The sequence below is a fragment of the Vibrio sp. YT-15 genome, assembly GCF_033337445.1.
GTDB lineage: Bacteria > Pseudomonadota > Gammaproteobacteria > Enterobacterales > Vibrionaceae > Vibrio > Vibrio alginolyticus.
In genome coordinates this window covers 56,279-77,668 of sequence record NZ_JAWOQR010000007.1, presented here as the reverse complement: position 1 = coordinate 77,668, position 21,390 = coordinate 56,279, and the positions used below count along the sequence as shown (strand labels likewise).

At 45.0% G+C, this 21,390-nt stretch carries 15 protein-coding genes; 7 read left to right on the top strand and 8 right to left on the bottom strand.

Translation table 11 applies throughout. The features are described 5' to 3' along the window. Positions 1-88: 88 nt before the first annotated feature. From R7D93_RS14880 to hrpA, 4 genes are all read right to left on the bottom strand, one after another. A complete protein-coding gene (locus R7D93_RS14880) occupies positions 89-1,669 on the bottom strand; it encodes a BCCT family transporter (protein ID WP_225496857.1) in 1,581 nt (526 codons plus the stop codon). A gap of 362 nt (positions 1,670-2,031) precedes the next feature. Further along, positions 2,032-2,547 (bottom strand): outer membrane beta-barrel protein, encoded by a 516-nt coding sequence (locus tag R7D93_RS14875; protein ID WP_213966940.1) that lies wholly within the window; start codon positions 2,545-2,547, stop codon positions 2,032-2,034. A 199-nt stretch (positions 2,548-2,746) separates the two neighbouring features. Next, a complete protein-coding gene (locus R7D93_RS14870) occupies positions 2,747-3,226 on the bottom strand; it encodes an outer membrane beta-barrel protein (protein ID WP_021033871.1) in 480 nt (159 codons plus the stop codon). 182 nt (positions 3,227-3,408) lie between these two features. Continuing rightward, positions 3,409-7,395, bottom strand: coding sequence for an ATP-dependent RNA helicase HrpA (hrpA, locus tag R7D93_RS14865; RefSeq protein WP_225496855.1), 3,987 nt, complete (start codon positions 7,393-7,395; stop codon positions 3,409-3,411). 185 nt (positions 7,396-7,580) lie between these two features. Here hrpA and R7D93_RS14860 point away from each other — a divergent pair, with 185 nt between their 5' ends. After that, entirely contained in the window at positions 7,581-8,165 is a 585-nt protein-coding gene (locus tag R7D93_RS14860) for an FMN-dependent NADH-azoreductase (RefSeq protein WP_005377667.1), read from the top strand. 94 nt (positions 8,166-8,259) lie between these two features. On the opposite strand, the gene R7D93_RS14855 is transcribed toward R7D93_RS14860, so the two are convergent. Beyond that, entirely contained in the window at positions 8,260-8,646 is a 387-nt protein-coding gene (locus R7D93_RS14855) for a hypothetical protein (RefSeq protein ID WP_225455410.1), read from the bottom strand. Positions 8,647-8,711: 65 nt separating this feature from the next. Beyond that, positions 8,712-10,016: a MipA/OmpV family protein gene (locus tag R7D93_RS14850; protein WP_054865630.1), complete on the bottom strand. Its 1,305-nt coding sequence runs from the start codon at positions 10,014-10,016 to the stop codon at positions 8,712-8,714. Positions 10,017-10,251: 235 nt separating this feature from the next. Here R7D93_RS14850 and R7D93_RS14845 point away from each other — a divergent pair, with 235 nt between their 5' ends. The 3 genes from R7D93_RS14845 to R7D93_RS14835 all read left to right on the top strand — a co-directional run bounded on the left by R7D93_RS14845 (position 10,252) and on the right by R7D93_RS14835 (position 13,179). Then, complete coding sequence (locus R7D93_RS14845; protein WP_213886725.1) at positions 10,252-10,599, top strand: hypothetical protein; 348 nt, start codon at positions 10,252-10,254, stop codon at positions 10,597-10,599. Positions 10,600-10,608: 9 nt separating this feature from the next. Further along, positions 10,609-12,549 carry an alkaline phosphatase D family protein gene (locus R7D93_RS14840; RefSeq protein ID WP_064353898.1) on the top strand — a complete coding sequence of 647 codons (1,941 nt, stop codon included), beginning with the start codon at positions 10,609-10,611 and terminating at the stop codon, positions 12,547-12,549. Between the two features lie 189 nt (positions 12,550-12,738). After that, a complete protein-coding gene (locus tag R7D93_RS14835; protein WP_017820644.1) occupies positions 12,739-13,179 on the top strand; it encodes a TerB family tellurite resistance protein in 441 nt (146 codons plus the stop codon). Positions 13,180-13,420: 241 nt separating this feature from the next. Here R7D93_RS14835 and R7D93_RS14830 read toward each other — a convergent pair whose 3' ends face one another. Together R7D93_RS14830 and R7D93_RS14825 are read right to left on the bottom strand one after the other, a co-directional pair. Then, entirely contained in the window at positions 13,421-13,951 is a 531-nt protein-coding gene (locus R7D93_RS14830; RefSeq protein WP_033905248.1) for a 3'-5' exonuclease, read from the bottom strand. A gap of 83 nt (positions 13,952-14,034) precedes the next feature. Continuing rightward, positions 14,035-15,576: a sensor domain-containing diguanylate cyclase gene (locus R7D93_RS14825; RefSeq protein ID WP_005377686.1), complete on the bottom strand. Its 1,542-nt coding sequence runs from the start codon at positions 15,574-15,576 to the stop codon at positions 14,035-14,037. 291 nt (positions 15,577-15,867) lie between these two features. On the opposite strand from R7D93_RS14825, the gene R7D93_RS14820 reads away from it, so the two are divergent. From R7D93_RS14820 to R7D93_RS14810, 3 genes are read left to right on the top strand one after another with little or no spacing between them, the layout of a single operon-like run. Beyond that, a complete protein-coding gene (locus R7D93_RS14820; RefSeq protein ID WP_017634945.1) occupies positions 15,868-16,500 on the top strand; it encodes a DUF2760 domain-containing protein in 633 nt (210 codons plus the stop codon). Next, positions 16,500-18,464, top strand: coding sequence for an Hsp70 family protein (locus R7D93_RS14815; protein WP_225496853.1), 1,965 nt, complete (start codon positions 16,500-16,502; stop codon positions 18,462-18,464). The genes R7D93_RS14820 and R7D93_RS14815 overlap by 1 nt, the downstream gene beginning before the upstream one ends. A gap of 55 nt (positions 18,465-18,519) precedes the next feature. Further along, positions 18,520-21,345 (top strand): Hsp70 family protein, encoded by a 2,826-nt coding sequence (locus R7D93_RS14810; RefSeq protein WP_225496851.1) that lies wholly within the window; start codon positions 18,520-18,522, stop codon positions 21,343-21,345. Positions 21,346-21,390 lie beyond the last annotated feature (45 nt).

The window sequence follows — 21,390 nt, the reverse complement described above, 5'->3', positions numbered from 1 at the left end:
ACGAAATTATTGGAAAAGAAAAGTAGAAATAAAAAATGCCGAGCACATTAGGCTCGGCATTTAAACTCAATCATGGATCGCGTTGTATTTATTTGTAAGCTGGCAGTTCAGTTCTTAACCCTTTCACCAAACTGACACACATCAACAGCAGAACAAAAGTAAACGGTAATCCTGTTGCAACAACGCCTGATTGCAATGCTTGCAGGGCTTCTTTACCACCAACCCAAAGCATTACGGCTGCAATTGCACCTTCAATACACGCCCAGAAAATGCGTTGCGGTACTGGTGCATCAATCTTACCACCGGCGGTAATACTATCGATAACCAGCGAGCCAGAGTCTGACGATGTAATAAAGAATACCAGAATCAGCACGATAGAAAGCATTGAAATCACTGAGCTATACGGAAGCGCATCGTAAACATGGAACAGAGTCAATGAAATATCAGTTAGGCCATTTGCACCTAGCTCACCAACTTTATTCACCACTTGGTCAAGCGCGATACCACCAAACACAGACATCCAAATCAAAGTAACAACTGTAGGAATAACGATGACTGCGAATAAGAATTCTCGAACCGTACGACCTTTAGACACACGCGCGATAAACATACCAACAAACGGTGACCAAGATACCCACCAAGCCCAGTAGAATACCGTCCAGCCGTGCATCCAAATTTCATCTTCACGACCGTGAGGGTTACTCAATGGAATAATATTTTCAATGTAAGCCATTGTTGTGTCGCGTAGCGAGCTCCACGCCGTATCAAACGTGATGAAGGTAATGAAAATAAGCAGCGCAAACGCAACCACCATATTGACGTTACTCAGTAGCTTAACACCACCATCAATACCACGAATCACTGATAGCACCGCGATAAAGGTAACGAAGGTGATCACAATCATTTGTGTACCAATGCCGCCTTCTAGACCAAAGACATGATTAATACCACTGGTCGCCTGCTGAGCACCCAGACCTAGCGACGTTGCAAGACCAAATAGCGTCGACAAAACGGCAAGGATATCAATAACGTGACCTAACCAGCCCCATGCACGGTCACCAAAAATTGGATAGAACGCCGCGCGCAATGAAAGTGGTAAACCTTTGTTAAATGCAAAAAACGCTAATGCTAGTGCAACGAGTGCGTAAATACTCCAACCATGCACACCCCAGTGGAACATAGTGGCACCCATCGCGAGGGATTTTGCTTCTTCGGTGTATGGTACTGCGTTAAGTGGCATTCCCCACCAATCAGTGAAATACGCGGTCGGCTCAGCCACACTCCAGAACAGAAGACCAATACCCATACCCGCGGCAAAAAGCATCGACAACCAAGAAACGGTTGAGTGATCCGGCGTTGCTTCTTTGCCTCCTAAGCGGATTTTACCTAGCGGAGAAAAAAGAAGAGCAACGGCGAACAATAAGAAGAAGTTTGTCGACCACATAAAGAACGCATCAAACTGTTCGATAATTCCGTTTTTTAGACCGTTTAATACGTCACGAGCAGTGGTTGGCTCAACAAGAAGAAGTGAAATCAGACAGAAAACAACTAGCCCCGCACTAATGCCAAAAACCGGGTTATGTATATCGAATCCCCACTTTTGAACGTTATCCTGTCCAACCTGATAATCGGTTGTATCAATACTATATTTTTTAAATGCATTATCCATAAATACAAATTTAACGTGAATTTGAAACGCCCCTCAGGTGAGAAGAACTCCAATACCGCCCTCCATTAATTTGAACTCTAAAGTTTTAAAGCGGGACGAATTTTAGCAGCAATCACATATTTTTGCAAAAAGTCGTGATTTATTGCATTTTAAGCTCAATTCGAGACAGATAAAGGGGAAATAATATCAACACAAAAATTATGAGGTCTAACGATTGATTTTGTCGTAGGTTGTAGACTAGAAAAGACACAAGAAATACTTAAGTTCATAGCCAGTCACTGCGCAAATAGAGAAGACCTGCGCTGATTTGGTTTCACAATTAACGACGAAACCAAATCAGCAAACCTTTCATCCAGCGAGCGTTATAAGAAATGGAAGGTGATGTTCCCTGTTACGCTGCTAACGGTATCGCTATCGCCTTCAATATCCACGCCAAACGCTTGATAACTCGCGCCCACAGACACATTGTCAAGCAAGAAGTATTCGGCACCAACACCATACATATAAGAGACGCCATCATCTTTGTCTAAGTTTCCAAGTCCACCGTCATAATCAACGTTGAATGCATTGATGCCGCCTTTTGCGTAAACGTGTAACGGGCCGAAGTCGATACTAGGTTTCGCCGCTAAATAGAATGAATCAAAATCAGCACTACCCCTGCTGCCACTCAAAGATAAATCCACTTTGCCGTGATTAAAGTAGCCTGCTTCAATGCCAATGAACGGCAAAATACCAGTACCGACATGAATACCGTAGGTTGTATCATTTTCGCTGTCGATATCGGACTGACCAATTTGGCCACCAGCGTAAATCCAAGAGTCAGCCATTGCTGACGTTGAGCACAACGTTAGAGCGAATAACGAGAGTGTTTTTTTCATACTATCCCTTCCTGATCGATTCCTAAGCGAAACATTACGCAAATATGCGCATTTAATCGCCACTATATATTGGAAAGCATAGGCATTTTAAGACTCTAAAAGTGAATAATTTATGTTCAACTTTTGTTTTGTGACTTCCAGACAAAAAAACACCGACATAAAGCCGGTGTGTTTCATATGGTGTTAGAAAGCTTGACGCTTATAGGAAATGTAGTGTTGCGTTAACAGAGAACGTGCTGATATCGTCTTTACCAGCAGTGTAGTTCATGTAGCTAGCACCAACAGACATTGGGCCAAAAATGAAGTACTCAGCACCCACACCGTACATTAGGTCCAAATCGTCATCGTCTTTGCCGCCTTTAACTTTTTTGTCCCACTGATGGAAACCACCTTTTGCGTACACGTGTAGCGGACCGAAGTCGATGCTTGGCTTAAGTGCTGCGTAGTAAGAAGTTAGCTTAGTGTCTTGACCATTTACGTTAAATTCACCGTGTTGTGTTACACCAGCTTCAACACCAATGATAGGTAGAATGCCTGTACCAACGTGAACAGAGTATGATGTGTCTGTCTCACCTTTGTAGTCAGACTGACCTACTGTTGCACCACCGTAAATCCAAGAATCCGCCATTGCCGCAGAAGATGCGCCAAGTAGCGCCACTGCTAATAGAGTTTTTTTCATCATCTACCTTTACTCTTTATTATTCCCACGTCTGCATAACTCAGTCGTTGGTACTACAAATAAAGGGAGGCGAACTATTGCCTCCCAGAACTAAAAAATAATGCTTATTGAGTTACTAGCAATTAGTGTACCAGCAACTTCTTAAGCGATAATTACAAACCTGACACTATTTTACTGGTTGATTAGCAAGCATCAATCGCGTTTTTGACTCGTTTATCAGAAACAGGATAAGGAGTGCCTAATTGTTGAGCAAAATAACTCACGCGAAGCTCTTCAATCATCCAACGCACTTCTTTTACATTTTCAGGAATGGCCACACCTTTCGGGATCTTGTTCAGCAACTCTTTATAGTCTTGAGTCACAGATTCAATCTTCAGCATATGTAAACGATCTTTGTTTGGATCGATTGGCAACTTCTCCATACGACGCTCTATCGCGCGCATGTAGCGAAGAATATCCGGCAAGCGTTTCCAGCCACATTCCGTTGCAAAGCCTTTGAAGATCAAGCCTTCAATTTGTGCTTTGATATCGGACAGAGCAAACGCCATTGTGAAGTCGATCTTGCCTTTTAGCTTCTTATTGATGCTAAACGCCGTGGTCAGAATAGTCTCAACCTGTTGAGCAATCTCTACAACGGTGTCACCCAATTCAGCACGAACGTGTTCTTTCAACGCTTCGAACTTCTCTGGCTCCCAAACTAAACCACCCTGCTCTTCAATAAGCTTATCGACACCACAGGCAATGCAGTCATCTATCAGATCAAGCACTTTGCCGTATGGATTAAAGTACAGACCCAGCTTCGATTTGTTCGGTAAGTTGGCGTGCAAATATTTAATTGGCGACGGTACGTTCAATAAAATTAGGCGACGCTGACCAGCACGCATTGCCGTTATCTGCTCGTACTCCGTTTCGTAGAGTTTGATTTCAACGCTGTCTTTGGTATCAACAAGCGCCGGATACGCTTTTACATCGTAGCCGCCACGTTTTTGTTGATACACTTTCGGCAATTCACCGAAGCTCCACGTATGCAGACCTTGCTGTTCAATATCGTCATCCGCCACTTTAGAAAGCGTTTCTTGAACTTTGTCTTTCAAGCTCTCTTTCAATTCGTGAAGGTCTTTATGTTCTTTCAGTTTGCGATTTCGATGATCAACCGCGCGGAACGTCACTTTCAAGTGCTCAGGTACTTGTTCCAAGTTCCAGTCTTCACGCAGCACTTCTACGCCCGTCATGCGTCGCAACTCTTTCTCCAATGAATCTAACAGCGGCGCTTCCATTGGCGTAACGCGCGCTAAGAATGCATCGGCATAGTTCGGCGCAGGCACAAAGTTCTTACGAATTGTCTTTGGCAACGATTTAATCAAGCTAACCACAAGCTCATGGCGTAAACCTGGGATCTGCCAGTCAAAGCCCGCTGGTTCAACTTGGTTTAAAATCGGCAACGGCAAATGCACTGTGACACCATCACTATCATCGCCTGGTTCAAATTGGTAACTCAATTTGAGCTTCAAACCATTTTGATGCCAGAAGTTCGGGTAATCCAAATCGGTCACATGGCTAGCATCACCCTTGAACAGCATCTCTTTTTCAAAGTTCAGCAGTTCCGGATTTTCTTTAGATGCCTTTTTCCACCACGTATCGAAGTGTTTGCCAGAAACGACTTCAGTACCAACACGTTGGTCATAGAAATCAAACAGCTCATCATCATCCACTAAGATGTCTCGACGACGAGATTTATGCTCAAGCTCTTCCACTTCTTGCAGAAGCTTACGGTTTTGCTTAAAGAACGCGTGTTTGGTTTCCCATTCACCCTCAACCAATGCACTACGAATGAAGATTTCGCGACTTACGGTCGAATCGATACTGCCGTAGTTGACCAAGCGTTTCGGTACAATTGGTACGCCGTAAAGCATGACTTTCTCGTGCGCCATCACCGCCGCACGTTTCTTCGACCAGTGTGGTTCGCTGTAACTGCGTTTAATAAGGTGTTTAGCTAACGGCTCAATCCATTCTGGTTGAATCTTTGCGATGATACGACCCCAAAGCTTTGAGGTTTCCACCAGCTCGGCTGACATAATCCATTTAGGTTGTTTCTTGAATAACCCCGACGCTGGGAAGATATGAAAGCGAGCATTACGAGCGCCTTGATATTCATTCTTTTCTTGGTCTTTCATGCCGATGTGCGACAGCAAACCAACCAAAATGGCACTGTGTACGCCATGGTAAGAAGCGGGCTCGTCGTTAAGCTTGAACTCCATCTCACGCATCGACTGATGAATTTGGAAGTACACATCTTGCCACTCGCGAACGCGCAAGTAGTTCAAATAGTCTTGCTTACACTGTTTGCGGAACTGATTGCTAGACAAGGCTTTTTGCTGCTTTTGGATGTATTCCCACAAATTCACAAATGTCAGGAAGTCCGACTCTTCATGGAAGAAGCGACGATGTTTATCGTCTGACGATTGTTGTTTGTCGGAAGGACGTTCGCGTGGATCTTGAATCGACAAGGCAGCTGCGATGATCATCACTTCTTTAAGCGCACCATATTTTGGCGCTTCCAATACCATACGCGCCAAGCGCGGATCGATTGGCAAACGCGCTAATTGGCGACCAATGGAAGTCAGGCGTTTTTTCGGATCTTTTACCTCAGAGTTAATCGCACCAAGCTCTTCCAGCAAACGCACGCCGTCTTGGATGTTACGTTTATCCGGTGCTTCCACAAACGGAAACGCTTGAATATCACCCAAACCAAGTGCCGTCATTTGCAAGATAACCGACGCTAGATTGGTACGTAGGATTTCAGGATCAGTAAACTCTGGGCGTGACTCAAAATCTTCCTCTGAGTACAGACGAATACAGATACCCTCTTCCACACGACCACAACGACCTTTACGCTGGTTCGCACTCGCCTGAGAAACTGGCTCGATTGGAAGACGCTGAACCTTAGTACGGTAACTGTATCGACTGATACGCGCCGTACCCGGGTCGATAACGTACTTAATACCCGGAACAGTTAGCGAGGTTTCTGCCACGTTGGTTGCCAGTACAATTCGGCGACCAGTATGAGGTTGGAAAATCTTATTCTGCTCACCTGCCGACAAACGCGCGTAAAGCGGCACAATTTCCGTGCTCTTCAGATTACGTTTGGACAATGCATCTGCGGTATCACGGATTTCACGTTCACCATTCATGAAAATCAGGATGTCACCTAAACCTTCATCGCACAGTTCATCTACCGCTTCGAAGATGCCTTCAAGCTGGTCACGATCATTGTCGTCATCACCGCTTAGTGGGCGGTAACGTGTTTCTACTGGGTAAGTACGACCCGATACTTCTATGATTGGTGCATTGTTGAAGTGTTTTGAGAAGCGTTCTGGGTCGATGGTTGCCGACGTGATGATCACTTTCAAATCAGGACGACGTGGCAGCAACTCTTTCAAGTAACCCAAGATGAAATCGATGTTGAGGCTGCGCTCGTGCGCTTCATCTATAATGATGGTGTCGTATTGATTCAAGAAACGGTCATGCTGAATTTCAGCCAACAAGATACCGTCCGTCATCAATTTGATTTGGGTATTTTCAGAGATCTGATCGTTGAATCGAACCTTGTAACCAACAAACTCACCAAGCTTGGTTTCCATCTCTTCGGCAATACGGTTAGCAACCGAACGCGCTGCAAGACGACGAGGCTGAGTATGACCAATCAGACCAAATTTACCGCGACCAAGCTCAGCACAGATTTTGGGTAGCTGAGTGGTTTTACCTGAACCGGTTTCACCCGCGACGATAACCACTTGGTTTTCTTCGATCGCTTTCGCAATATCGTCGCGTTTTTGGCTGACTGGAAGAATTTCAGGGTATTCAATCGTTGGTTTGTAGCTACTACGTTGCTCCACAACCATCATGGATTTGGCGATGTCTAATGCGATTTCGTCGAACACAGCATTACGCGCTGCGTCCTTCTTAATTTTGCTTGCACCAGAAATACGTTTACTCAAGCGGAAACGGTCGCGCATCATGCACTGATTCAGCGCTTTACGCAGAGATGCAGCACTATTCACTTGAGCCTGAGGTGTTTGAGCTTGTTTCGCTGTCGCTTTTTGCGCACCATTTGACGGTGTCGCTTGCTCTTCAGCTAGATTCTTTTTTGGGGGCTGTGACGAAGTCAAAGCGTTTCCTATTCTTTTCATTACAAAAACTGCGCGGATTGTATCACACAAGATCTGTAACAAGATAACCGAAAGCTCATTCAATTTTTTCGAACATGTTCAGCGAATCGCTAGGCTTTTGAACTCACTCACGTTGCTTATAATGGCTCCCATAGTCGAAAGCACTTATTTAAGGAATAACCATTATGTCTCGTGTACTAGCTCTAAAATCAAGCATCCTTGGCGATTACTCTCAATCAAACAAATTGGTTGAAGACTTCATCAAAAATGTAGACCAAGACAAGCTTACTGTTCGTGACTTGGCTGCAAACCCGCTACCTGTTTTGGACTTCGCCGTTGCGACTGCACTGCGCGCTACGGAAGATCTTTCACAAGAACAGCAAGCGGTAGTCGACTTGTCTGACACCCTTATTGAAGAAGTAAAGGCCGCAGACACTTTGGTTATTGCCGCTCCAATGTACAACTTCACCATCCCGACTCAGCTTAAAAACTGGATTGATTTGATTGCTCGTGCAGGCGTGACATTCAAATACACAGAAAACGGCGTTCAAGGTTTGATTGAAGGTAAAAAGGCGATTGTAGTAACGACTCGTGGTGGTATTCATAAAGATTCACCAACTGACAACGTTACGCCATACCTACGCACTGTACTGGGTTTTGTAGGAATCACTGATGTAGAATTTGTTTACGCAGAAGCGCTAAACATGGGTGAAGATGCAGCTGCAAAAGGCATTTCAGAAGCGCAAAGCCAACTTGCAACAATGGCGTAAGTTAGAATAAACCAGAATACAAAAGGGATTGGTTCGCGCTAATCCCTTTTTGGATCCTGATGCCTTGATCGTATTTATAGGGTCTCTTACATCGTCAAAGACGATTCACTTTCTCCAAGTTGCGTATTGCATCGAGGTAGACTTTTTCTAAAGACCGCTCAGCTTCGCTTATCATATTCTCGATCATCGCATTAAACGCGACATCGCTACGGATTTCTATATTGTCTCCCGCCTTAACGTCAAGAGAGTTGACGTACAACACCAACCATTCATCTCCCTCCAAATGCCCTTCTCCGTGAATGGCAAAAAAGCGTTTAGCAAATTCATAGTTAGTACAATTTATCGTTTCAATTTGAATATTGAATGAGGAGTCGATACTCATGGTGCTCATGCCATCCGATTCATCAGATGCATCACAAACAGCCTTAACTCTGGCACGATATACGAAATTTCTCGTTGAAAGCAGCATAGTATTATTCATCTTTACTCATAATGGGCGATAAATAAGTCAGTTGCAAATCCGACCTATATGCATCTCGCGATGCGCTAAAACTCGAACTGGAAATAAATAGTATTGTAGTTGCTCCCACCTTTAATTCGCCCAAACTGGGAAGCGCTTTCAAAAATCGCCGAGCGGTGATGCAATGAATAGCCCACCCACATATTGTTCCAGCTCTTTTGGTTGAAGAGATCGCCTACATTGACATCAAACGAGAAATCTAGGTAGTTGAGCAACTTGCTTGGTGTATAACCCTTGTCTTCCATTTCTGTGCCTTCAATATAGGTAATGCTATCAATGTATGACATACCTTCCGCTACACCAAATCGCCAAGTCGTAGGCCAATTAACCGTATAATAAGCCTTAATCGCCATGACGTATTCTGTGCTCGCAGACTGAACACTGGACGACCAGTGATGAACCAACCCTGGCGTTAAATAAATATCAAGAGGAAAACCAAACAGCTCATCCGTTAATGGATGCCCATAAAACAATGAAGTAAGTTGATTGTCGTATGGGTCTCTTTCTCTCTCAAAGCTAAATATTTCACCGATGTTCGAAGGCGTCGCCCAACCATGCGCAATACGTAGATATGCTTTATTGCTCAGTGTTGGTTTCGGAGCTTGGCTTTTATCGTTGAAAAAGCCAAAACCAACAAACACTTCTCCCTGATACCGATCTTCTACAAGCTGACTGTTGTAGGCGTTATCATCTAAGCGAGTAACACTCGTCTCACCCAATAAATACAAATTTGAAGTTACATGGTAACGCGCTTTAATACCAAGATTGGTGTCAAGCCCAGCTCCAATTCTCTCGCCAGTAATATCCTTAAAGGAATAATATTCACTATTGAAATCAGCGTCTTTGTATCGAATCGTAATCGATGGCTCTAATTCCCAATCACCAAATACATAATTGGCAGCAAGGCGGTAATTAGAGTGAAACTGGAGTTCGTCGTCCGTCATCAACTCTACTTCTGCGCGCCAAGTGTCGTTAATGCTATAACGCACTTGCCCACCGAAATCGACTCTGTCCCCTTCATTAGCATTTTGTAGCGACATGGGAATATCGACAAATCTCAATCGCATGAGTGCGCTCGCGCGCCAGTCGGAATCACTCTCGTTATACAAAAAAGCGCCACCTTCAATGCCATTGATATACACATGTTCGTTTTCAAAGAACATCATTGGTACAAATGTACTCACCGTAGAGTCATTATCGGCGGTGTAAAACGGAATCGATGCTGTGCGATACATCGCAGCAATCCCCCACGTTTGTTCGTCTGCACCATGCGCAGAAGAAACTGCCGCAGCTAAAGGTAAAGCGAGTGTTGTTAGAATTAATCTCTTCATGAGTTCGAAAAATGTTGGTTGAGAAGCAGGCAAACATCAATGATTTGCCATTAAAAGCTTATGTTCTGCTGATGATAGCCGTTACAATGGCAAATGTTGTCATCCTCGTGACAGTTTGAGTCCCATGATCATATTAATATTGCATGACTAGGTGAGCTTGTTTGCGAATATTTTACCATTACAACAAGCGCTTAAACTCTAGCTTAGTTCTAAATCAAACATAATGAAGTAAAAAGTGAAAGCATCAGAACTCATCTCTACCTTGAATCATTTACCCGCAGACACAGACCCAGACATTGTGATGGGAGAAGCATGGCTGCCAGAGAGGTTGATAGGGACTCAACTCGATGGTGACATGTTGTTTTTGCACTTTGATAATGCACCAGAAGATGGTCAAGGTGACGAAGAAGGGCGTGGCTTCGTCGAACACGAAATCGACTTAATTAGAACTCGGCTTCAGCAAATTTTGGATGAAGACAGTGATAACGCGTCAAAAGCCGATGCGATGCTTGGTTTGTTCCTTATGGGACATGAACTTAGTAGCTCGCAAGTTATCGAAATATTAGAAGAAGCTGACACATAAGGAGCCGTTTTGCCAGCATTGATGAACACGACTGAAATTTCTTCACTTCCTCTTGTCGTTGCAGGTCCGATCCTACGTAAAGTGACCGCAACTGAAATCAATATTTGGCTAGTCACCACCCAACGCTTGGAGGGTATGGTGCAAATTACGGATGAAAATGCCTCCATCCTTTATCAAGCCCCTTTAAGTGAACAAAAAGAACAGCTTCAAATCGGCCTCAATGCGTGGTGTTGCTTACTTAAATTAGAAGGCGAGTTTCCAACCCATCAAGCGTTACGCTATCAAATAAAAACGCAATATGGATTAGTGACGGAACTGCTCCCTCACCTGACTTATGAGCGAGATAATACGCCAAACTTGGGTATTGAGTTCCTCGTTAGTGAAAAAGCGGATTATCTCCTACATGGCTCTTGCCGTAATCCCCATCACTTCAGTGATGATACATTGGTCGCTGCGGATCATAAAATCGCGTCTCAATCCATTGAAGAAAGACCGGATATGCTCATCATGAGTGGTGATCAAATCTATGCAGACCATGTTGCAGGCCCCACTCTCGATGCCATTGAGCAAGTCATAGCTTTATTGGGTTTGCCAGGCGAAGAATTCGATCAAGCTCCGATAAAAAATACCAATGAGCTCTACCAACACCCTGCTTGCTATTATGGTCGAGATAAATTGTTGCCTCATTATGTGAGTGATGACAGTTTACTAAGTAAGTTTTTTCCACACCGAGGGACACCAATATTCAGCGCCAAAGAGTGTGAGAATCACCTAATAAGCTTTGCTGAGTGCTTTGCAATGTACTTATTGGTTTGGTCTCCGACCTTGTGGAAGCTTGTTCGAACGGATCGTTTATTAGAAAACGAATTTACTGTCGGCGGAGAAGTTCTTGAACCCAAATGGCAGCAGCAATGGCGCGAAGAAAAAAAACAAATTGATAAATTCGTCGCAGGTCTGGACAAGGTTCAACGCTTACTCGCTCACATTCCAACCTATATGATTTTTGATGATCACGATGTCACCGACGATTGGAATCTCACCATAGGCTGGGAACAAGCCGCATACAGCAACACGTTTGCAAAACGCATTATCGGTAATAGCTTGATTGCTTACTGGGTTTGCCAAGGTTGGGGAAATGCGCCAGAAAAATTCAATGATGAATTTATGAGCCTCGCTCAACGCTTTATCGATGAGCGAACCTCGCAAACCCAAGATGCATTTATTCAATATTTGTATCGCTTTGAGAATTGGCACTACACCATTCCTACGACACCAAAAGTTGTCGTGCTAGATACACGAACCAGACGCTGGCGTTCTGAGTCTAAAATGAACAAACCTTCTGGCTTAATGGACTGGGAAGCGATGATTGAGTTCCACCAAGAACTCGTGCACCAAGACAAAGTTGTTATTGTTTCTGCCGCGCCAATGTTTGGTGTGAAATTTATCGAAGCACTACAACGTGTGGTGACCATGCTTGGTAAACCATTGATGGTTGATGCTGAAAACTGGATGGCTCACCCCGGAAGTGCGAATACTCTTATTAGTATTTTCACACACACAAAGACACCAACTAACTTTGTTATTCTCTCTGGCGACGTACACTACTCTTTTGCATACGATATTAAGCTCCGCTATCGAAAAAACAGTCCGAATATCTATCAAATCACCTGTAGTGGAATTAAAAATCAGTTCCCTACACAACTGCTCAATATTTGTGATGGCCTAGATAGACTGCTATACAGCCCTCGCTCACCTTTAAACTGGTTCACAAAACGTAAACGACTCAAGATTTACAAACGCGCACCAAGTACGCACAACTTTTATCGCTTGGTTAACCATAGTGCCATTGGTGAGCTACGCCTTGATGATGAAGGCAAACCAAGTCAAATTAGTATTCTGACGAGTGATGGTGACGAAGTTCATTTTCCACCGACACGTGCTGAAAGCTGAGTATCAATCCCAAAATGACTTGCCCTTTGTAAGAGGCAAGTCACCTTGAACTAACTCAGGAGTTTAGTTTTTTTGGGGAGAAAGTGGCCGTTCTTAAATGTCAACGGCGTGCTAAATTTGGTATCGCACCTTGAGATCTTCCGTATTTATTACCATGTTAACCAAATAAACAATAGCTCGGTGTTCATTATGTTTAATTCTCTCACATCATTATTTAAACAACTCATTGATGGCTCTGATTTAAGCCAAACCAACACACTTTCCCCTAACATGGCTATCGCGTGTTTGCTTTGTGAAGTTTCTGGCGCAGACCATAGTGTCGATGATAGAGAACAAGAAACAAAGCGCTCTTTATTGATGAAACTGCTTTCGTTAAATGAAGAAGAATCAAATACTTTGTTAGAGCAAGCGCAACAGAAAATAAAAGATTCCGCTTCGCTGTACGACTTTACCTCTCAACTAAGAGAACTGACTCAAGAAACTCGTTACAACTTAATCAAAAGCATGTGGGAAGTCGCTTACGCAGACGGCGAAATTGACCCGCTAGAAGACGCGGTGATCCGTAAAACAGCAGAGCTACTCTATGTTGATCACAGCGAGTTCATTCGAGCGAAGTTACAGTCTCAGTAAAGTGACGAGATGAGTATATAAGTCGCTGGCTAACTCTAAGCTACCCCTAGAATGACAACAGATATCGCTTCTGTAGCCATAAAAAAACGCGCACTCTGCGCGTTTTTCAATAAGCCAACGACATTGTTATTAAAATACTGGTCAAGGTATGTGTTTAGCTCTTTCCACACTAAACAGACTGCATGACAAAACAACAATGGTTGGATGATTATTTAATTACAAGCTAGCTAGGTTCGAATAACTAAAACATGGTCAAAGCAAGCTTAGCTAAGTTGTATGCATCTACATAGCCAGAGTGTTGACGCCCTTCCCAGTCTATTCCTTTTGCTTCTTGAGCGGCTCGATGGCCTATACGTCTATCTTTAAGACGATTTTGAATACGGTAGAGTGTCGCTAAGTTGATGAACTCTGTGAACGGTGCTTCAATACCTTTTTGCTTACACTCTTCTAGAAGAATGAGGTCATCTCGCCCCCAAGATGCAAAGATTTTGTTGCGACCACCGAAGTTCTTAACCATGGATTTAAGCACTTCTTCTAGTGGGCGTCCTTGTTTTTCAATCTTACGTGGTGTGATGCCCGTTAACTCAGCGCAAAACAGAGACACTTCATCGTGTTCTGGTTTCACGTAGTATTGAGCACGCTTGACTATCTCACCTTTAGACAAATCTATTTCAGCTAACCCCACTTCGATAATTTCACCCGTGCTGCCGACGCCATTTTCGTTCCAGCAACACATTTCTAAATCGAAGCATACAATACGGTTATGGTTCATAGTTTGCCTTGGTTCCTAACATAAAAATTTAAAGCGTGCGATTCTATCGTAACAAGGCGTAAAACTCGAATTTGTGCGCCCATTTAATCGCCGATCGACACATTATTACGGCCGTTTTTTTTACTCAAATAGAGTTGACTGTCCATTTTGTGATACAAGCTCTCAGGATCTTCTTCTTTATGGATAACCGCACCGATACTCAACGTACAGATGATTGACGCATCACCATAATCAAAAGCCGTACTTGCCACAACACTCCGTAACTTTTCTAGGTAAGCTTCTAGCACTGCTCTATCAATGACTTTAGAAATAATACAAAACTCGTCACCACCAGCGCGGTAAAACTTATCTCCCGGTTTTAAATTAGCACTGACCAGCTTAGTGACATGTTGCAACGCTTCATCTCCACCTAAATGGCCGTGTTTGTCATTAATCACTTTGAAGTGGTCGATATCAAAACCAACCAAGGCGAAGTTAACACCTTTGTTTATCTGATTAAGCAAGTGATCGTTGAATGCTCGGCGATTCAGTAGTTGAGTTAGAGGGTCTCGCTCTGCCATTCTTTTTAATTCAACGGTTTTGAGCTCCAACATGACCGCTAAGCGCTCTTTTTCTCGAGACTGTAAATTCACAATCCAACTGATCAAAAAGGCGATTACCAATCCGGCTAGCGTCGTGCCCGCTAAAATAGAACGCTCCCAAGCTGAGACTGCGTCAGAAAGTTTAAAGTCAATACGCCATTCACGGTTAGGCAGTTGAATGGTTCGGCTTATAACGGTTCCTCGAATGTTATCCCAGCTAGCACTTTGAAAGAGAACAGGGTCATCTGCTGCGTCGAATCCCAAATCTTCTACGCGCACCGACATATCGAGCTCCGTCGCGGTTTTCGTAATCAAATCCTCAAAGTAAACCGTACTTCGGATAACACCGGTCACTACTCCTAATAAATATTTGTTCTCGAAGTCGAACACTGGATGGAACACCAGCAACCCAGTCTTAGGTATGGACTTGTCATAACCATCTTGCAGTAAGCGAACTTTATCCGAGACATTCGCTCGCCCATTTTCGGAAATATCATCCAAGATTAAATCGAAGCGTTTGCGCGAAAAATAGAAACCCAATAGAGAAAGGTTTTCCGGTGTTCTTGGGTAGATATCCGACGCGATAAAAATTGGCTCATTGTGTTCAAAAATGTACCCGTAGGTTTTGGGACCATCTTTAGGAACGGTAAACGGTTGGAAGTTTGGAAATTTTTGACGGGTCTTTAAAATATGTTCATCAAGATCTTCGAATTCGACCTTTTGCATCCATTGAAGTCCAATGAGACTTCGCGAGCTGTTAATCACTTGTTCCGCATACATCGGAAACGATGGCCAATAGCTTCGCTCAATCGAATGGAAAAAGTTTGCGCCCGCACCAATGAACTTTAGATCATTCTCGACGTTTGCTTTAAGTGATTCTGCTTGTCGGTCGGCTAAAGTATCAAACGTCGTCTGTGTATACCGTTGCTGCATTGTATAAGCAGCACCAACTACACCAGCAGTGACACATAAAGTCGCCAAAAAAGCTAAAATAGAGTCTGAATGTCGTTTTATAAAGCTCTTATGAGCGGTGCTTTGTGTCATATCGTAATTTTTGATACTTCCGTAAGTTAAACTTCGGGATCTATTGAAATACTGCGTTAGCAATGCACAAACATCAAGCAACAACCTATATTGGGGAGTCTGATCGTCGATTTTTCACGCTGTTCGTACGGTATAGTCACGAATTATTACAGCCTTAAGCCTTGAATATGCTACCATCCGTCATCATTTTAATGTCTAAACTTGGTGCAAGATCGCAAAGACGATCGTTTTAGTGAACAAATATGAGCCAATACTGAGCACCAATAAATCAATAGAAAGAGAAAAAACGTCATGAACATTGATTTGAACCTAATTCCTCAAACGTTCGATATGCTTCACGCTGGCCTAACCGCATCGAGCGTTTTGCTTCTTCTAGTTGCAGTGTCGCGCAAATCAAAAGTGGTCGAGAAAGTGGTAGAAAAACCAGTCGAGAAAATCGTCGAGGTTGAGAAACCAGTTGAGAAGATCGTTGAAGTAGAAAAAGTAGTGGAAGTAGAGAAAGTCGTAGAGCGTGTTGTAGAAGTTGAATCAAAACTTGCAACCGCATCAACGGACTCTGCAATGCAGCTGCTTTCTATCATGCAACAAGAAGCTCGTCTGATTGACTTCCTAAAAGAAGACCTAACGTCATTCTCTGATGAAGAAGTAGGCGCAGCTGCTCGCGTAATCCACACTGGCGGTCAGAAAGTACTGAACGACTACGTGACGCTAGCGCACGTTCGTAACGAAGACGAAGAAACTCGCATTACGGTTGAAGAAGGCTTCAACCCACAAGAAATCCGCCTAACTGGCAACGTAACAGGCAGCGCGCCATTTAACGGCACGCTAGTTCACAAAGGTTGGAAGGCAACATCAATGACGTTGCCTAAACTGGCTGAGAACTACGACGCATCTGTGATCGCTCCAGCTGAGGTTGAGCTGTAATGGAACACATGAACCAAGAAAACCATTCTCAAGAAGCGTCTGTTGAAACTCAACAGACGCCTAAATTCAGTGTTGGTATCGACTTAGGTACAACACACTGTGTGATGTCTTTTGTTGATACTCACGACGAAGACGCTCGCGTTGAAGTGATGCCTATCCCGCAGTTGACTGCGCCGGGTACGGTAGAGACTCGCAGCCAATTAGGCTCTTTCCTTTACCAGCCGCACGAACACGAAATGAACCCGCAATCACGCGTTCTTCCGTGGTCGAGCAAGCCAAAAGCTCTAGTTGGTGCAATTGCACGTAACCTAGGTTCAAAAACACCAATTCGTCTTGTTGCAAGTGCGAAATCTTGGCTTTGCCACGCAGGTGTGAACCGTCGTGATGCTTTCCTGCCAGCAGGTAGCCCAGAAGAAGTGGAAAAAGTATCCCCTCTTCGTGCGACAGAGCTTTACCTAGAGCACCTAAAAGACGCTTGGAATCACGCGAACCCAAATCACAACCTTGCCGATCAAGACGTAACCATTACGGTTCCTGCTTCTTTTGATCCTGCTGCTCGCGATCTAACTGCAGAAGCAGCACGCAACGTTGGTTTTGTGCACCTAACGCTTCTAGAAGAGCCACAAGCTGCACTTTACAACTGGATCGATAACAGCAACGACAAATGGCGCGACGAAGTTGAAGTTGGCGACATCGTACTTGTGGTCGATATCGGTGGTGGTACAACCGACCTTTCTTTGGTTGAAGTAACTGAAGACGACGGCAACCTAACTCTGAACCGTATCGCGGTAGGTGAACACATCCTACTTGGCGGTGACAACATGGATCTTGCACTTGCGTACCGCTTGAAGATGAAGCTAGCCCAAGAAGGTAAAGAGCTACAGCCATGGCAAGTTCAGGCAATGACACACGCATGTCGCGACGCGAAAGAAGCGCTATTGAACGACAGCGAACTTCAGTCAGTGTCAATCGTAGTACCAAGCCGTGGTTCTAAACTGCTTGGCGCAACGCTGAAAACAGAACTGACTCAAGAAGAAGTACAACAAACACTGGTTGACGGCTTCTTCCCTCAAGTTGCGATTACTGACCACCCTGTTCAACGTAACCGTGGTGCACTAACGCAAATGGGTCTGCCTTACGCGCAAGATGCAGGTATTACTCGTCACATCGCAGCGTTCTTGTCTAAGCAAGCTAATGCCCTTTCTGCTTCAGGAAATGGCGGCGAAGCAGCAGCTCAAGATTTCAACCCATTCGCTAACATGCCTGGTATGCCAGGTGCGGATGCAGCGCAATCAGCTGACTTCATCAAGCCAACCGCAATCCTATTCAACGGTGGTGTTCTGAAATCGAAACTTCTAGCAACTCGTCTAGAAGACACGATCAACGAATGGCTAATTGAAGCAGATGCGGAAATGGCAAAACGCCTAACAGGTGTAGACCTAGACCTTGCGGTTGCTAGCGGTGCGGCTTACTACGGCTCTGTACGTCGTGGTCAAGGCGTTCGTATCCGTGGTGGTATTGCTTCGGCGTACTACGTGGGTATCGAAAGTGCGATGCCAGCGATTCCGGGCATGGCGCCTCCAATGGAAGCACTTTGTGTTGCACCATTTGGTATGGAAGAAGGTTCAAGCGTTGACGTACCAAGCCAAGAGTTTGGTTTGATCATTGGTCAGCCGGTTAACTTCCAATTTTTCGGCTCAACCGTTCGTCGTGATGACCTAGCGGGTACTCACCTAGACTACTGGGCACCAGAAGAGCTCGAAGAGCTACCAGAAATTCAAGTAACGCTGCCTGTATCTGAAGGTCGTCGTGAAGGTGAAGTGGTTCCGGTAACCCTAGCCTCTCGCGTGACAGAGCTTGGTACGCTTTACTTAGAAGCCATTGCCGCTGATAACGGTCAAAAATGGCATGTTGAGTTCGATGTGCGCGAAGACGCGAAAAGCAACTCAAACGAAGAAGAATAAATAGAAATCAAACGGCATCCAATCGGGTGCCGTTTTTAAATACACGAAGGTTTGTATGGCATCTCCTCGTTTTCTTGTTGGTATTGACCTTGGCACCACAAACACTGTGGTGGCGTATTGTGAAATCACCGACAACCTTGAACAATCCGAAGTATCCCTATTCGACATCGACCAATTGATTGGGCCGGGTGAAGTGGTTCGTAAACCATTGCTGCCCTCTTTCCGCTATCACCCTGCGGTTGGTCAAATCTCTCCCTCTGACCTAACACTCCCTTGGGAAAACGAACCTGTATCTGGCGACATTAGTAATGTGATCGTGGGTGAATGGGCTCGTGAATTAGGCGCTAAGGTGGAAGGACGTCAGGTATCCAGTGCTAAAAGCTGGCTATCGCACCAAGCAGTGGATCGTAGTTCAGACATTCTTCCTTGGGCTGGCGCGCAAGACGTAGATAAAGTCTCACCCGTCATTGCCAGCGCAAGCTACCTCAACCACATTCGTCAAGCATGGAACTACCGTCACCCTAGCAATAAGCTAGAAGACCAAGATGTGGTTGTGACCGTTCCAGCATCGTTCGATGAAACCGCTCGTAAGCTTACGCTTGAAGCGGCGGAGTTGGCAGGTTTAAAGAAAATCGTCCTGCTCGAAGAACCACAAGCCGTATGTTACGACTGGTACGCACGCCACCAGCAAACCGCAGCTGATGAACTCAAAGAGTTACCGCTGATTCTGGTGTGTGATGTGGGCGGTGGTACTACCGACTTGAGCTTGATTGAAGCCAGTTTCTCTTCTCAAGATGAGCTAGCCCTTGACCGCATTGGCGTTGGCGAACACTTGATGCTTGGTGGTGATAACCTCGATTTAGCATTAGCACACCTTGCGGAGAGCCGCCTTTCTCAAAATAAAGGGGAACAAAGTAAGAAGCTCACTGCAGCAAGCCTGACTAAGTTGATTCAGCAAACTCGCAAGGCGAAAGAGAACCTGCTTTCAGCGAGTGCACCTGAAGAAGTAAAAATCACCATGCTGGGCAGCGGCTCAAAACTTCTTGGCGGAACAAAGAGTATTGGGCTGAGCAAACAAGAAGTGCACCAAATCGCTTTAGATGGCTTCTTCCCGCTTTCTGATTTCAGTGAAGTGCCGGACAAACGCCGCAGCGCGGTTGTCGAGTTTGGTCTTCCATACGTTGCTGACCCAGCGGTGAGCAAGCACGTAGCCGAGTTCTTAACTCAGCACCAACAAGTTGCTCGTGCCGCTCTTCGCATTGAAGACGACAAACAAAATGCCATTCCGGTAGGTTTGCTACTCAACGGTGGTGTGTTCAATAGTGAACTTGTGACTGAGCGAGTGACTACCCTACTGTCCGATTGGCGCGGCGCTCCGATTACGGTATTAGATAACCCACATCCAGATTGGTCTGTTGCATTAGGTGCTGTTGCATTTGGTAAAGCGCGTCGTGGTGCACAGCTAAAAATTGGTGGTGGCGCAGCGCGTTCTTACTTCTTGCACCTTCAAGAGAAGAACAAGATGGGCAAAGCGCTATGTTTGCTTGCAAAAGGGACAGAAGAAGGTCACGAGATCCGCTTAAGTGGTCGTCGTTTCTCGCTTACCCTAGGGGAACCCGTTCGCTTTAACCTGCTGACGTCTACCCACGACACATTAACCAATAACACTGCCATTCAAAACGGTGTGATGGTGGACGTTGATCCTGACTTATTTGCTCCTCTTCCGCCTTATATCACCACCCTTGAAGGTGAAGGAGCTGAACTGCAAGCCAACCAGAAAGAGCGTGTAGAAGTACAACTGGCGTGTCAGTTGACTGAAGTCGGCACACTTAAGATGGAATGTGTCAGCGCAGAAGATGACAGCAAACGTTGGGAGCTAGAATTCGAAGTTCGTAACAAGCAAACCGATGACAGCGAGCAAGTTAAACTTCACCCTAAGTTGAACGAATGTAAGGAGCTGATCGCTCGCCTTTACAGCGGTAATAAGAAAAGCGCGGAAAGCAAAGAGATCAAAACCTTAGCCAAAGATCTTGAGAAGAAACTTGGTAAACGCGATGAATGGGATTTCACGACCCTACGTCAACTGTTCGATACCTTTGCACAAGGTCGTAAGCGTCGCCGCCGTTCAGAACAACACGAGAAAAACTGGCTTCGTTTGGCTGGCTTTGCACTGCGTCCGGGCTTTGGCGATCCAACCGACTCATGGCGTATTGAGCAAGTTTGGGGTCTCTACCAACAAAACATTCAGTTTAAGAACCATCAAGGTTGGACCGACTGGTGGGTGTTCTGGCGTCGTATTGCCGGTGGTTTAAGCCAAGAGCAACAAGAGACCATCTTGGCGGACATCGCGAAATACCTACATCCTGGTGCGATGAAAAACCCACAATCCGCCAAAGCGGCACAAGATATGGGTTACGAGTCGATGGTGCGCTTGTCTGCCTCTCTGGAGCATTTAGAAGTCGAAGACAAAGTTCTATTGGCAACGTGGTTCTTGAGCAAAGCCATCAACCATAACCAGTCCGAACAAGCACACTGGTGGGCAATGGGTCGCTTGGCATCACGTACGCCTTTATATGGCAGTCAGCATAACGTCGTTCCTCGTGAACAAGCGGAACAGTGGTTGCCTAAGCTGCTAGAGCAGAACTGGCAGAAAGAGCCAATGATCGCTTTCGCAGCCGTAATGATTTGTCGTAAGACGGGCGACCGCCTATTCGATATCTCAGACGACTACCGTGAGCAGGTACTGGCTAAGTTGAAGCAAAGCAAGGTACCTGAATCTTGGGTATCACTGGTTGAAGAAGTCAAAGAGCTATCTGAGAGCGAATCGAAGCGTATCTTCGGTGATGCACTACCCAGCGGTCTGACACTGGTAAATAACTAGGCTCTCACGCTTATAAACGCAACAAAGCCCTTCTCGTGAAGGGCT